Below are 12,937 nucleotides of genomic sequence, written 5' to 3'. Positions count from 1 at the left end.
ACGTAGCAGCTGTCGAGCCCCGGCGAGGCTGCGTTAGCGGTGTGTCAGGCACACCGTCAACGCAGCCTCGTTTCACTCGACAGCTGCTACGTGAAGCCGTATCCATGCCCATTTAGAGGTCTCGTGATGAAATACCTGCCTTTTTTGCTGCTCTTGGCCTTTCCCCCCGCTTACGCCGACGACGGCGAAGACACCCCGCTAATCATCAACGGCTGCACCCTCGCCGAACACAGCCAATGCCCAGGCGCCAACCTCAAAGGCGCCAACCTGAGCAATCAGGACTTGCGCAGCATGAACCTCAGCGGCGCCGACCTGCGTGATGCCGACCTGCGCCACGCCCGACTCGACCTCGCCAACCTGGAAAAGGCCCAATTGCAAGGCGCCAACCTGACCCGCGCCAGCCTGCAACAAAGCAACCTGCGTTTGGCCGACTTCACCGGTGCGACGTTGATGGCGATTCAGGGCTGGGGGATGTTCGCCCAGGGTGCGCAATTTCAAGACGCCAACCTCAGTGGCGCTTATCTGCAATTCGCTCGCCTGTCCGGGGCCAAATTGCACAACGCCAATCTGCGGGCTGCGGATCTGGAGATGACCTGGCTGAGCAAGGCCGATCTCAAGGGGGCCAACCTCAGTGATGCCAATCTGCAGGAGGCCAAGTTTGGGGAAAGCAATTTGGAACAGGCCAACTTGAGCGGTGCGCGGCAACATTATGCGAATTTTCAGGATGCGAATATGGAGGGGTGTACCGGTTGCCCGACGAGTTGGGATAAGTGATTCACCCACCGGCTGACACATAACCCTGTGGGAGCGAGCTTGCTCGCGATGGCTGCGTGTCAGGCGACGTTTTTTTTTGATGGTGTACATATCCGTTTCTGGGGTCATGGCGACTGGCGGTTTCGCTTTTACAGCGAGTCACTTTCGAAAAGCGCGAAAGTAACCAAAGCGCTTCTGCCCCGCCATTCGGTGCCTCGCTTAGGCTCGGCATGCCCTCACTCCGGCATTGCTCCGGGGGCCCGCCGCCATCGGCCATCCATGGCCGGGGGCGGGGCTACCGCGGCATCCTTGCCGCGGTGCCCCCTGCGCAACGCCTGCGTTCGGCCTCTGGGAAAGGGGCGGCAGATCTGAAGCCAAAGCAAAGCAACGGCAAGATCAAAAGATCGCAGCCTCGCTTCGCTCGACAGCTCCTACAGGGAAATACGCATGCTCTGTAGGAGCTGCCGAAGGCTGCGATCTTTTGATCTTGACGCACCGCCCCCTCGAGAGGCCGAGAGGAGGTTCTGCGCAGTGGGCAACCCGGCATGGATGCCGGGTTAGCCGCCCCCGGCCATGGATGGCCGATGGCGGCGGGCCCACGGAGCAGGACCGGAGCGAGGGCACCCTGAGCCTAGGCGAAGGGCCGAACGAAAGGGGCAAGAGCGCTTTGGTTACTTTCGCGCTTTTCGAAAGTGACCCGCTGTAAGAGCGGAACCGCCAGCAGCCGTTACCGCAGAAATGGATATGCACACAAAACAACATCCTACTCAACTCGCCACCCGCACCACCCCCATATCAATCCCCAAATGCACCAGCTCAGTGTGAGACGTCACCTGCAACTTACTCTTGAGCAACGTCAGGTGATTAGAGACGGTCTTGCTGCTAATGCTCAACTGCTCAGCTATCACCCGCGCCGGAGTCCCTTTAGCCAACATCACAAAAATCTCCAGCTCACGCTGAGTCATGCTCTGCAAACGCGGATCGCTGGCGTCCTGTTGCGGATGGCACGCCAGTTGAGTGGCCAGAGGCTGTTCGATGTACGCATGACCAGCGAGGATGCGCTGCACGGCCTCAATCAACACTTCCGGCGCCGAACTTTTAGTTAGATACCCCGAAGCCCCGGCGTCCAGCGCCTGGCGCACCAAAGGCAGTTCATCATGCATGCTGAAAAACAACACCCGCAGTTGCGGCAAGCGCTGACGCAATCGGCGCGTAGTCTCCAGGCCACTGATCCCCGGCAGCCCGAAATCCATGATCACCAGATTCGGCACCGCTTCCTGAACCCTTGTCAGCGCCTCCTCGCCAGTCGCCGCTTCACGCACCTCCATCGCAGGCAATAGCGCCCGAAGCAGACTGGCATAGCCCTGACGGACCACCGCATGGTCATCGACCAACAGAATATTCATGACGCCTCCAAAGGCATGCTCAACGTCAGCGCCCAACCGGCGCCGGGGTGACTGATGATCCGCAACTCGCCGCCCAGGCTGCGCGCACGTTCGAACATCGAATACAAACCGACACCCGGCCGTTGCGGCTGTTGCGCGCCACGTCCGTTATCGCGAACCAGCAAGCGCAAACGCCCGCCGTGGTGTTGCAGGCGAACCCGCACCTGGCTGGCCTCGGCGTGCCGGGCGACGTTAGTCAGGGCTTCCTGCAGCAAGCGATAGAAATGGGTCTTGTTCGGTGCGGACAGCGGCGGTAACTGCGCGCTGACCCGTAATTGGCAATCGATGCCCTGCCGGCCCTGCCATTGCTCCACCAGCAAACCGAAGGCTTCGGCCAGCGGCAGGTGTTGCAACACCACCGGATAGAGGTCGTGAACCAGCGCCCGGAAGCCCTGTTGCAGATGTTCGCAGTTGTGCTCGAGCTCGCGCACCGTACGTTCCACCACCACCGGTTGATCGGCCACCAGCCGCAACAGACAGGCCTGGGCGCGAATGCCCGCCAGGTATTGGCCGAGGTCATCGTGCAGGGTCTGCGCCAGATGGGTGCGTTCCTGCTCCTGCACCGCCAATAACGTCTGAGTCAGTTGGGTCTTGTCGGCGCAAGCCTGCTCCAACGCCGCGGTCATCTGGTTGAAATGCACCGCCAGTTGCCGCGCCTCCGGCACGCCTTCAGCGCGCAATCGCACCTTGAGCTGCCCACCGGAGACCTGTTGCAACGCGCGCAACAATTCATCGAGCAGGCCCATGCCCCGGCGCACGGCCCAGCGGATGGTCAACAGGCTCAACAACAACGCCAGGCCGCACAGGCTCAGCAGCTGTTGCAGGGAATCCCAGACTTCGTCGATTTCATCTCGCGGATCGACCGCGATCTGTACACGCCGGCCATCCTGCAAATCCAGCACCCGGGCGCTGTGCCGGGCTTCGGCAAACAACAAACGCCCGAGCCAGGCGTCGAGCCCATCCTGAACCGGCAGCCGTGCCGCCTCGCCACGTTCAAGCCAGCGCACCCGAACGTGGCGCAAGCTGCCCGTCAGCCGCGGTTGCAGACTGGCGGGGTCACGCTCGGCGGTTTCGCTCAGGTACTCGACCACCGCTTCGGCGGATTGCAGCTCACGCTCCACATCCGCCAGTGCCTGGTGCACCAGCAATCCCATGCACGCCAAGGTGACCAGGGCAAAAAATCCGCAGACCCAGAGGTTTATCCGCCACAGGGCCGACACGCCTAGCGCCCCGGCGTCATGGGCAAGACCAGCAACGGCGCGGGGCGCGTGCCGTGGAGCTTGTCGACCCCGATCAGGGTCAGGATCAGCAGCAACGGCAGGAGCAGCGCTTTGAGAATACGCATGATCGATCGCCTCCTGAGTGATGGCCGTTGTTGTCCATGCTAAAACCGCGCCGCCCGAGGCGATTTACTACCTTGGTACTGGCTCACTGGTACTTTCTGCATATTTCCTTCTGCCTCACAGCGTTCCTATGCTGGCGCTACCTGTAATGGAGTGCCTTATGCGCCAGCTTGCCCCTTACGCCCTGATCTACCTGTTGGCGATTGCCTGCGCCGCCGGGTTGGCGACCCAGAGCCAAGCCGCGGACGCGCCGTTACAGGTACAGATCGGTTACCTGGGCTATCGCCCTGACCCGGGACCGTTGCTGTCGAACGTCATTCCCGAGCCGGTCGACGCCGGGTTGCGTGGCGCCGAACTGGCGATCACTGACAGCAACAGCACCGGGCGCTTCCTCAACCAGAGCTACAACCTGGTCAGCGCCAACGTCGACAATCCGGATGCCTTGGTCGAAGCAGCCAAGGCCCAGCATGAACAAGGTCTGCGCCTGTTTGTCGTCAACGCACCGGCCGCCAGCCTGCGCCAACTCAGCGCCGTCCTGCCCGACAGCTTGCTGTTCAACGCCGGCAGCCCCGACGACAGCCTGCGCACCACCGACTGCCTGCCGAACGTGCTGCACAGCCTGCCAAGTCGGGCGATGCTCGCCGATGCGCTGGCGCAATTTCTGGTGGTGCGCAAATGGCAGCGGGCGCTGCTGATCGTCGGCCCGACCCCGGACGATCAAGCCTACGCCGCCGCCCTGCGCCGCGCCGCCAAACGCTTCGGCCTGAAACTGGTCGCGGAAAAAGCCTGGAGTTTCGACAACGATCAACGTCGCAGCGCCCAGGCCGACATGCCGCTGTTCACCCAAACCGCCGAGTACGACGTGGTACTGGTGGCGGATGAACGGGGTGATTTCGGCGAATACGTGCCCTACCAGACCTGGTACCCACGGCCGGTCGCCGGCACTCAGGGGCTGACCCCGGTGGGCTGGCACAAAACCGTGGAAACCTACGGCGCCGCCCAGTTGCAGAAACGCTTCGAAGCCCTGACCGGGCGCTGGATGAATGACCGCGATTTTGCGGCCTGGATCGCCGTGCGCAGCATTGCCAGTGCGGTGAGCAAACTGCGTCAGGTCGATCCGATGGCGATCCGTACGCTTGAGGTCAGCGATCAATTGCCGCTGGACGGTTTCAAGGGTCGCAAGCTCAGCTATCGGCCGTGGAACGGTCAGTTGCGCCAACCGATTCCCATCGTCCAGCCCCGGGCGTTGGTCAGCACTTCGCCGCAGGATGGTTTCCTGCACCCTTCTAACGAAATGGACAGCCTGGGCTACGACAAGCCCGAGGTCAGCTGCCGCTTTCCCTGATCCCACTTTCCATAAAAACCACAACAAAAAAAGGAATCCGCCATGCGCCGCACCCTGCTCTCTTGCGCCCTGCTGCTCGCCGCCGGGCATGCCGCGGCCAGCACTGCCTGGGTCTCCAACGAAAAGGACAACAGCCTCAGCCTGATCGATCTGCAGACCCAGCAAGTCACCGACACCCTGCCCGTCGGCGAGCGCCCGCGCGGTTTGTTGCTATCCCACGACAACAAGCTGCTGTACATCTGCGCCAGCGACTCGGACCGGGTCCAGGTGATGGACGTCGCCACGCGCAAGATCATCAAGGAACTGCCCTCGGGCAAGGATCCTGAACAATTCGCCCTGCACCCGAATAATCGCTGGTTGTACGTTTCCAATGAAGACGATGCGCTGGTGACGGTGATCGACACAGAAACCTCCAAAGTGCTGAGCCAGATCAGCGTCGGCGTCGAACCCGAAGGCATGGCTGTCAGCCCCGACGGCAAGTGGGCGGTGAACACCAGCGAAACCACCAACATGCTGCACTGGATCGACACCAGCACCCAGACCCTGGCCGACAGCACACTGGTGGATCAACGACCGCGCTTCGTCGAGTTCACACCGGATGGCTCAAAGCTCTGGGCTTCGGCGGAAATCGGCGGCACGGTGACCATTCTCGACGTCGCCACCCGCAAGACCCTCAAGACCTTGACCTTCCAGATCAAGGGCGTGCACCCGGACAAAGTCCAACCGGTGGGGATCAAGCTCAGTGCTGACGGCAAGTACGGTTTCGTCGCGCTCGGCCCGGCCAATCATGTGGCGGTGATCGACGCCAAGACCTTCGAAATTCTTGACTACCTGCTGGTGGGTCGCCGCGTGTGGCAGATGTCGTTTACCCCGGATCAAAAGCAATTGTTGGCCACCAACGGCGTCAGCGGCGACGTGTCGGTGATCGATGTCGACAGCCTCAAGGTGACCAAGTCGATCAAGGTCGGGCGCTATCCGTGGGGCGTGGTGGTGACGCCATGAACGCACTGGAAGTCAGCGAGCTGAGTTTCGCCTATGAAGCGAAAGAGGCATTGCGTCAGGTGAGTTTCAGCCTGGCGCCTGGCCGATTTGCTGCGTTGCTGGGACCGAACGGCGCCGGCAAATCGACGCTGATTGCCTTGCTCACCCGGCTCTACGACTTGCAGCGTGGCGACATCCGCGTCGGTGGTTGTTCACTGCGCAACGCGGCGCGTCCGGCGCTCAAGCAACTGGGTGTGGTGTTTCAGCAAAGCACGCTGGACCTGGACCTCAGCGTCGAGCAAAACCTGCGTTATCACGCCGCGCTGCATGGGATGTCCCGGCGTCAGACCGGCCTGCGGGTCGACGCCGAACTGGCTCGCCAGGCCTTGACTGAACGCCGTCGCGAGCGAGTCCGCGAACTCAATGGCGGCCACCGTCGCCGGGTGGAAATCGCCCGCGCCTTGCTGCATGAACCGCGCCTGCTGCTGCTCGACGAAGCTAGCGTCGGCCTCGACCCGGCCAGTCGTCTGGCACTCAATCAACACATTCGCAGTCTGTGCCGCGAGCAGAACATCAGCGTGCTTTGGACCACTCACTTACTTGATGAAGTACAGCCCAGCGACGACTTGTTGATCCTGCATCAGGGCCGGTTGGTCGCCAGCGGACAAGCCGACGTCCTGAGCCTGGAACACGGCGGCGACCTGGGTTCGGCCTTCACTCGACTGACGACTTCAGGAGCCGCCCAATGAATGCCTACTGGCAATGTTTCAGCGGAATCGTGCTACGTGAATGGCTGCGTTTTGTGTTGCAGCGCACGCGGTTTCTCAGCGCACTGGTGCGGCCGTTGCTGTGGTTGCTGGTGTTCGCCGCCGGTTTTCGTGCGGCACTCGGGATCGCCATCATCGAGCCCTACGACACCTACATTCCGTATGAGGTTTACATCATCCCCGGGCTGGCCTGCATGATCCTGCTGTTCAACGGCATGCAAGGTTCGCTGTCGATGGTCTACGACCGGGAAATGGGCAGCATGCGCGTGCTGCTGACCAGTCCCCTGCCCCGAACCTTCTTGCTATGCAGCAAACTGTTGGCCACCTCGTTGATCTCGCTGTTGCAGGTCTACGCATTTCTGGCGATTGCCTGGGTGTACGGCGTGCAACCACCGGCCATGGGCTTGTTGATCGCCTTGCCGGCGTTGCTGCTGGTGGCGTTGATGCTCAGCGCGCTGGGTTTGTTGCTGTCGAACGCGATCCGTCAGCTGGAGAACTTTGCCGGGGTGATGAATTTCGTGATCTTCCCGCTGTTTTTTCTATCCTCGGCGCTATATCCGCTGTGGAAAATGCGCGAGTCCAGCGAGTGGTTGTACTGGTTGTGCGCATTGAACCCGTTCACCCATGCGGTGGAACTGGTGCGGTTTGCCCTGTATGAACGCTTCAATCCGTTAGCGCTGGCGGTGTGCGTGGGGCTGACGCTGGTGTTCGCTCTACTCGCCGTGCTCACCTTCAACCCGCAACACGCCGCCCTGCGCAAAACCAACTGACAACACAGTTCCCCCTGTTGGAGCGACCTGTGGCGAGGGGATTTAGCGAAACGTCGCACCGCCCCGTTCGGCTGCGAAGCAGTCGCAAACCCGGTGAATACGGTTTTTCTGAAACACCGTAATCACAGGTTCAGGGCCGCTTCGCGACCCAACGGGGCGGTGCGACGTTTCGCTAAATCCCCTCGCCACACAAGCTCGCTCCCACAGGGGATTTGTGTTGAACGGGGTAAAATTACTACTTTAGTACTGGTTTTCCTGTCTATCGTCGCATTCCAATCGCACCGAGACTGGCATGTAATAGGTTCATAACTATAAGGATTGAACCCCCATGCCGCGTGCCCGACGTCGTCTGCTACGTCCTTCTCTCGCTGCGCTATCGCTGAGCCTGTTGCTGGGCGTCGCGCAGGCCGAAACACCGCTGTTCTCTGCCGACGGCTATCGCATCGGTCTGTACCGCAGCCCGACCCCGAATCAAATACAGGGCGCCGGCATCATCGATACCGCCGCCCTGCAAACCCTGCTGACCCAGACACCGCGCCCGGTGCTGATCGACGTCTACCGTCGCCAGTGGTTGCAAGGACGTTTCATCGAGGACCAGCCCCACGAAAATCTGCCCGGCAGCCATTGGCTGGCCAATACCGGCGACGGTGACCTGACGTCCGACTGGCAGGACTATTTTGCGCGTAAGCTGAACACATTGACCGCAGGTGATCTCGCGCAACCGCTGGTCTTCTACTGCCGCTCCGATTGCTGGCTGAGCTGGAACGCCGTGAAGCGCGCCGCCGCCATCGGCTATAAGACTCTGTATTGGTATCGCGACGGCCTGGACGCCTGGCAGGCAGCCAACCTGCCCGTGACGCCGGCTCAGCCCGAGCCCTTCCCCTGACCTTTACGCGTGCGTGTTGTTGCCACACCATAATGAAAATAATGAGGTGAAAGGCTATGTACAAAATTCTGATTGCCGACGATCACCCGCTGTTTCGCGAAGCTATTCATAACGTCATCAGCGACGGTTTTCCCGGCAGCGAAGTGATGGAAACCGCCGACCTGGACAGCGCCCTGGTGCTGACTCAGGAACATGACGACCTGGACCTGATCCTGCTCGACCTGAACATGCCCGGCATGCACGGTCTCAATGGCCTCATCAACCTGCGCAACGAGGCGCCGACCATTCCGGTGGTGATCGTCTCGGCCGAACAGGACAAACAAGTCGTGCTGCAAGCCATCACTTACGGCGCGGTGGGTTTCATCACCAAATCATCGCCACGGGTGCAGATGACCGAGGCCATCCAGCAGATCCTTCACGGCAATGTCTACTTGCCGCCGGACATCATCCGCACGCAAAAATGCGGTACAAGGCGCATGAACGATGCCCCGAGCTTCCCACCCGAACTGCTCCAGGCCTTGACCCGCAAGCAGTTGCTGGTGCTCGAACGCATGACCAAGGGCGAGTCGAACAAACAGATCGCCTACACCCTGGAAATCGCCGAAACCACGGTCAAGGCCCACGTCTCGGCGATCCTGCGCAAACTCAATGTGCACAATCGGGTGCAGGCGATTTTGAGTGCCGGGGATATTGATTTCGGGTCTTACTTACGGCGTTGAGACCGAGTCGCCTTCATCGCGAGCAAGCTCGCTCCCACATTTAATCTTCGTGAACACAGAATTTGTGTACATCACAGATCTAATGTGGGAGCGAGCTTGCTCGCGATGGGGCCAGTGATCACACCAGAAGACTCAAGGTCTGCCGAGCAAATGACTCATCGCTGTCTTCAGCTTCATCGGCCGCACCGGTTTGTGCATCAGGGTGTGGCCCAGCTCACGAATCTGCTGTTTGAGTTCGTTGCTGTAGTTGGCGGTGATCATCATCGCCGGAATCGCCGAACCGCGACGGGCGTTGATCCGGGCCACGGCATCGACGCCGTTCTGATCGTCATTCAGGTGATAGTCGGCGATCAGCAAATCTGCTTCTTCGTGATAGTTGTCCACTTGCCGTGCCAGGTCCTCCTCGGACAGCGCCGTGACCACCAGACACCCCCACCCTTCGAGCAACGTGCGCATGCCGGCGCAAATGGCCGCGTCGTTGTCCAGCACCCACACCCGCGCCCCACGCAGACGTTCAAGCATCGGCTCACTCACCAGCAGGCTTGGCAGCGCCTTGGGTGCCGTGGCACTCAAAGGCACTTCGACCGAGAACATCGAGCCCTTGCCCGGCCACGAGCGCACATGAATGCGATGACCGAGGATCCCGGCAATCTTTTCCACGATCGCCAGGCCCAGACCTAACCCGCGATCCTGATCCGGACGCTGAACGTCACCGCGTTTGAATTCCTGAAAAATCTCCTCGAGGCGGTTTTCGGCGATGCCCATGCCACTGTCCCAGACCTCGATCGACAGGCGCTGGTGATGACGCCGGCAACCGAGTACCACACGACCGCTGTAGGTGTAGCGAATCGCGTTACTCAACAGATTTCGAAGAATCCGCGCCAGCAACTGAATGTCGCTGCGCACCAGTGCCGAACAGGGGATGAAATGCAGTTCCAGGCCTTCACTGCGAGCCACCTGGGTGTACTCGGCCGCGAGGTTTTCCAGCAATTCGCTCAGGGCAAACGGCGCAATGTCGGCCTTGATCACCCCGGCATCCAGCTTGGAAATGTCCACCAGCGTACCCAGCAGGTTCTCCACGTCTTCCAGAGAGTTGCTGACATTACGCACCAAAATCGCATTGGCCACCGGCTCCCGCCGTTCAAGCAACGCGCTGGTAAACAGCCGCGCGGCGTTGAGCGGTTGCAGCAGGTCGTGACTGACGGCGGCAAGAAACTTGGTCTTCGACAGGTTGGCCTGCTCGGCCTCGAGTTTGGCTTCACGCAGGCGAGATTCCGCCCGCCGACGTTCATCGATCTCACGCAGTAATTGGTCGTTGAGCGTGGTCAGTTCCGCCGTCCGTTCGCGCACCCGCAACTCAAGATTCTGATAGGCCTGGTGCAGCGCCTCGGCGGTGCGGCGGCGTTCGGTGATGTCGCGGATCAACACGAAAATCCCCACCACTTCCCCGGTGGCCAAGCGATTGGGCACGTAGGAACGCAGCATGTAGCGCTCCTGGTTGTTGATGTTGGTTTCGGCGAACTCGAACGTCACGCTCTCTCCGGCCAGGGCCCGGGCCACGTAGGCTTCCAGGCGCTGGTAATGCTGCTCGCTGTGGACTTCGCGCAGACTCTGCCCGAGCATCACGCCCCGAGGCCAGCAGTACCATTCCTCATACACCTTGTTGGTGAACTCGTAGACCAGATCGGCATTCAGATAGGCAATCAGCGCCGGCACATGGTCAGTGATCAGGCGAATCCAGCGCTCGCTTTCGCTCAGCGCTTCGGCGTGTTGGTAGCGTTCGGTGATGTCGGTGAAGGTGTTGACGAAACCGCCGGTAGGCAACGGATGGGTGCGGATTTCCAGCACCCGGCCATCGTAGAGGCGCTGCTCGCGTTCCTGCACAGGTCGCCCGTTTGCATCGCGACTGGCCGGGGTTAGCAGGTTCAACTCGCTGTCGCCAATCACTTCGGCGAACAATCGATGAGCCGCCACCGGAGCCAGGCCGCTGAGTTCGAGGAAACGCCGGTTCCACAACTCCAGAATGCCCTCGGCATTGACCATGGCCACGCCTTGGGACAGGTTGTCGACCGCCCGTTGCAACAAATGGGATTTCTGCGCCACCGCCTGCTCGCGGCGCACGGTTTCGCTGAGTTTGACGTCGGTAATGTCGGTGAACAGGATCACCCGCCCGCCTTCCTGGGTGGGCCTTTCGCTGACTTGCAACCAGCGGCCGTCCTGCAGGCGATAGAGCAGGTTTTCGTCGGCATGCCCCCGCGGCTCTTCAGTGAACAGCCCGGTGGCGGACATCAGCCGCTTGACCTCGGCCAGGCGCATGCCGGCGTTGATCCGCACCCGGCTGTTGCCCCAGAACGCCTTGAAACGGCTGTTGAACAGCACGATCCGCTGGTCCGCATCGAACAGTACAAACGCATCTGAAATGCTCTCGATGGCATCGATCAAATGCTGATGCGCGGTTTCCGCCCGCAGGCGCGCCTCGCTGAGCAAGTGATTGCCCGACTTGAGTTCAGCCATGGCCTGATTCAACGCGTCGGTGCGTTCACGCACCTGCTCGGCCAGCACCACCGAATGCTGGAACGCCGCGTACGGGTCGTTGCCGCGGGTGATGCCGGACTCGATCCGCTCGATCAGCGCGCCATTGATGCGTTGCAGTTTGTGGTTGTCGCGCTGCAGGCTGGCGATCTGTGCCTGAAGCTCAACGGTGTCCAGGGGACCGGCCTCGGGCAATGGCAACCCCGGTGAAGGTCTGGTTGATGTGCATGCCATTGAACTGTTCTCCGTAGGTGTTGAAACCCATCACCCGTTGGTCACGCAAAAACGTTCCGATCTGCTCCAGACTGCCGCCGTCTTCCAGTTCCAGACGCCTGAGAAAGCAGTCGCAGCCGATGGTCAGCAACAGATCGCCGAGGCGCTCCTGCAAGCCTTCGAACAGGGTTTGCAGATTCGGCAGCATCGGGCCGGGCGTCATGACCGTGAGGACGATGCCGTTTTCCACCGCGCAGTAGAAACTCAGGCTCAGGTCCGGATGAACCTGCTGGATCGCCCGCACGTAATACTGATCGTTGATCCGCACGGCCAAAGGGTGCGCGGCGAAGATCCGATGATCGAGCTCCGCCACCGGCACGCCGATGTGCCGGGCGTACTCCTCGGCGGCGGGTTCGGCGTTGAGTTCAAAGACCCGGCGCGAGGCGCTGTCGGCCCCGGTGACCACCAGTTTTTCCGCCCTCGGCAGGATGTGGTGAGTGGTGAACACCTCAAAATCCAGCCAGGTATTGACCAGCACCACCACCGCCGCGCCGCTGTGGAACTCGCCATTAAAATAGACGTGGGTGTGGGTCAGGTAATTGTCGTCGCCGGCCGAACCGCCGAAATGCGGGATGTCGCCCAACGCCGCGCTCAGGGCTGCAAGGACCATTTCTTCACGACTGGACAAACCATCGAGCAGGGTCAGCGCAAAGCTGTTGCCCTTGATCGGCGCCAGGGTATTGCTGCGACAGCCACTGACCAGGCGCTCGACCATTTGCTGGGCGTCGATCAGGCTGAAACGCTCCATCTCGGAGATCAGTTCGGCGTCGATGGAGAAATGGCGATGGTCGAAGCCCACCGCGGTCACGCAATTGCGGCCGTAGCCAAGGGGCGTGATTTCCCCGGCGCTGGTGCAACCCACCAGGCGAATACCGCCGAAGCTTTGTTGCAAGGCCTGGCCCAGCGCCTGCAAGTCGTACTCGGCGGAACAGAAGAACAGCACGAAGCCCAAGTGCGGGTGCAACAGTTGTCGCGCCAGCTCCTGGGCCACCTGTTGGGCATCGGTGGCCTGGGACATTGCACTGACCACACCTTCCTCACTCTGGACCTGCTGCATCGTCGCCTCCCGCAGGTGCGCATATATGAAGCCCGAGTGTACGAAGCCTGCGAGCTGCAACGTATG

At 61.0% G+C, this 12,937-nt stretch carries 12 protein-coding genes; 7 read left to right on the top strand and 5 right to left on the bottom strand.

The genetic code is table 11. The features are described 5' to 3' along the window. Nucleotides 1-126 precede the first annotated feature (126 nt). Nucleotides 127-774: a pentapeptide repeat-containing protein gene (locus tag ACA079_RS13925; RefSeq protein WP_497703957.1), complete on the top strand. Its 648-nt coding sequence runs from the start codon at nucleotides 127-129 to the stop codon at nucleotides 772-774. 746 nt (nucleotides 775-1,520) lie between these two features. Here ACA079_RS13925 and ACA079_RS13920 read toward each other — a convergent pair. Genes ACA079_RS13920 through ACA079_RS13910 form a run of 3 tightly spaced genes read right to left on the bottom strand, consistent with a single transcriptional unit; the run spans nucleotide 1,521 to nucleotide 3,543 of the window. After that, entirely contained in the window at nucleotides 1,521-2,159 is a 639-nt protein-coding gene (locus ACA079_RS13920) for a response regulator transcription factor (RefSeq protein WP_497703956.1), read from the bottom strand. Continuing rightward, a complete protein-coding gene (locus tag ACA079_RS13915) occupies nucleotides 2,156-3,418 on the bottom strand; it encodes a HAMP domain-containing sensor histidine kinase (protein ID WP_497703955.1) in 1,263 nt (420 codons plus the stop codon). Before ACA079_RS13915 ends, ACA079_RS13920 begins: the two co-directional genes overlap by 4 nt. A 2-nt stretch (nucleotides 3,419-3,420) precedes the next feature. Then, on the bottom strand, nucleotides 3,421-3,543 hold the full coding sequence (locus tag ACA079_RS13910) for a hypothetical protein (protein WP_497703954.1): 123 nt from the start codon (nucleotides 3,541-3,543) through the stop codon (nucleotides 3,421-3,423). A gap of 158 nt (nucleotides 3,544-3,701) precedes the next feature. On the opposite strand from ACA079_RS13910, the gene ACA079_RS13905 reads away from it, so the two are divergent. From ACA079_RS13905 to ACA079_RS13880, 6 genes are all read left to right on the top strand, one after another. Next, entirely contained in the window at nucleotides 3,702-4,886 is a 1,185-nt protein-coding gene (locus ACA079_RS13905) for an ABC transporter substrate-binding protein (RefSeq protein ID WP_497703953.1), read from the top strand. Nucleotides 4,887-4,928: 42 nt separating this feature from the next. After that, entirely contained in the window at nucleotides 4,929-5,888 is a 960-nt protein-coding gene (locus ACA079_RS13900) for a YVTN family beta-propeller repeat protein (RefSeq protein ID WP_497703952.1), read from the top strand. Beyond that, nucleotides 5,885-6,616, top strand: a complete 732-nt coding sequence (locus ACA079_RS13895; protein WP_497703951.1) for an ABC transporter ATP-binding protein — start codon at nucleotides 5,885-5,887, stop codon at nucleotides 6,614-6,616. The genes ACA079_RS13900 and ACA079_RS13895 overlap by 4 nt, the downstream gene beginning before the upstream one ends. Further along, complete coding sequence (locus ACA079_RS13890) at nucleotides 6,613-7,404, top strand: ABC transporter permease (RefSeq protein WP_008149735.1); 792 nt, start codon at nucleotides 6,613-6,615, stop codon at nucleotides 7,402-7,404. Before ACA079_RS13895 ends, ACA079_RS13890 begins: the two co-directional genes overlap by 4 nt. A 328-nt stretch (nucleotides 7,405-7,732) precedes the next feature. Continuing rightward, on the top strand, nucleotides 7,733-8,290 hold the full coding sequence (locus ACA079_RS13885) for a PQQ-dependent catabolism-associated CXXCW motif protein (protein WP_497703950.1): 558 nt from the start codon (nucleotides 7,733-7,735) through the stop codon (nucleotides 8,288-8,290). A gap of 56 nt (nucleotides 8,291-8,346) precedes the next feature. Beyond that, nucleotides 8,347-9,009, top strand: coding sequence for a response regulator (locus tag ACA079_RS13880; protein WP_497703949.1), 663 nt, complete (start codon nucleotides 8,347-8,349; stop codon nucleotides 9,007-9,009). Between the two features lie 132 nt (nucleotides 9,010-9,141). Here the strand turns inward: ACA079_RS13880 and nahK are convergent, their stop codons facing one another. Together nahK and nosP are read right to left on the bottom strand one after the other, a co-directional pair. Beyond that, nucleotides 9,142-11,736 (bottom strand): hybrid sensor histidine kinase/response regulator NahK/ErcS', encoded by a 2,595-nt coding sequence (gene nahK / locus ACA079_RS13875; RefSeq protein ID WP_497704322.1) that lies wholly within the window; start codon nucleotides 11,734-11,736, stop codon nucleotides 9,142-9,144. Then, on the bottom strand, nucleotides 11,705-12,871 hold the full coding sequence (gene nosP / locus ACA079_RS13870; protein ID WP_497703948.1) for a nitric oxide-sensing protein NosP: 1,167 nt from the start codon (nucleotides 12,869-12,871) through the stop codon (nucleotides 11,705-11,707). The genes nahK and nosP overlap by 32 nt, the downstream gene beginning before the upstream one ends. Between the last annotated feature and the right edge of the window lie 66 nt (nucleotides 12,872-12,937).

This window comes from Pseudomonas sp. LBUM1645 (genome assembly GCF_059716185.1).
The sequence above is the reverse complement of the archived record's forward strand: the minus strand, read 5'-3'. Positions and strand labels throughout refer to the sequence as shown.

Bases quoted from the DNA above. Each gene is read 5' to 3' on its own strand.
- ACA079_RS13925 (WP_497703957.1), top strand. From the start codon at position 127: ATGAAATACCTGCCTTTTTTGCTGCTCTTGGCCTTTCCCCCCGCTTAC.
- ACA079_RS13920 (WP_497703956.1), bottom strand. From the start codon at position 2,159: ATGAATATTCTGTTGGTCGATGACCATGCGGTGGTCCGTCAGGGCTAT.
- ACA079_RS13910 (WP_497703954.1), bottom strand. From the start codon at position 3,543: ATGCGTATTCTCAAAGCGCTGCTCCTGCCGTTGCTGCTGATCCTGACC.
- ACA079_RS13905 (WP_497703953.1), top strand. From the start codon at position 3,702: ATGCGCCAGCTTGCCCCTTACGCCCTGATCTACCTGTTGGCGATTGCC.
- ACA079_RS13900 (WP_497703952.1), top strand. From the start codon at position 4,929: ATGCGCCGCACCCTGCTCTCTTGCGCCCTGCTGCTCGCCGCCGGGCAT.
- ACA079_RS13895 (WP_497703951.1), top strand. From the start codon at position 5,885: ATGAACGCACTGGAAGTCAGCGAGCTGAGTTTCGCCTATGAAGCGAAA.
- ACA079_RS13890 (WP_008149735.1), top strand. From the start codon at position 6,613: ATGAATGCCTACTGGCAATGTTTCAGCGGAATCGTGCTACGTGAATGG.
- ACA079_RS13885 (WP_497703950.1), top strand. From the start codon at position 7,733: ATGCCGCGTGCCCGACGTCGTCTGCTACGTCCTTCTCTCGCTGCGCTA.
- ACA079_RS13880 (WP_497703949.1), top strand. From the start codon at position 8,347: ATGTACAAAATTCTGATTGCCGACGATCACCCGCTGTTTCGCGAAGCT.
- nosP (WP_497703948.1), bottom strand. From the start codon at position 12,871: ATGCAGCAGGTCCAGAGTGAGGAAGGTGTGGTCAGTGCAATGTCCCAG.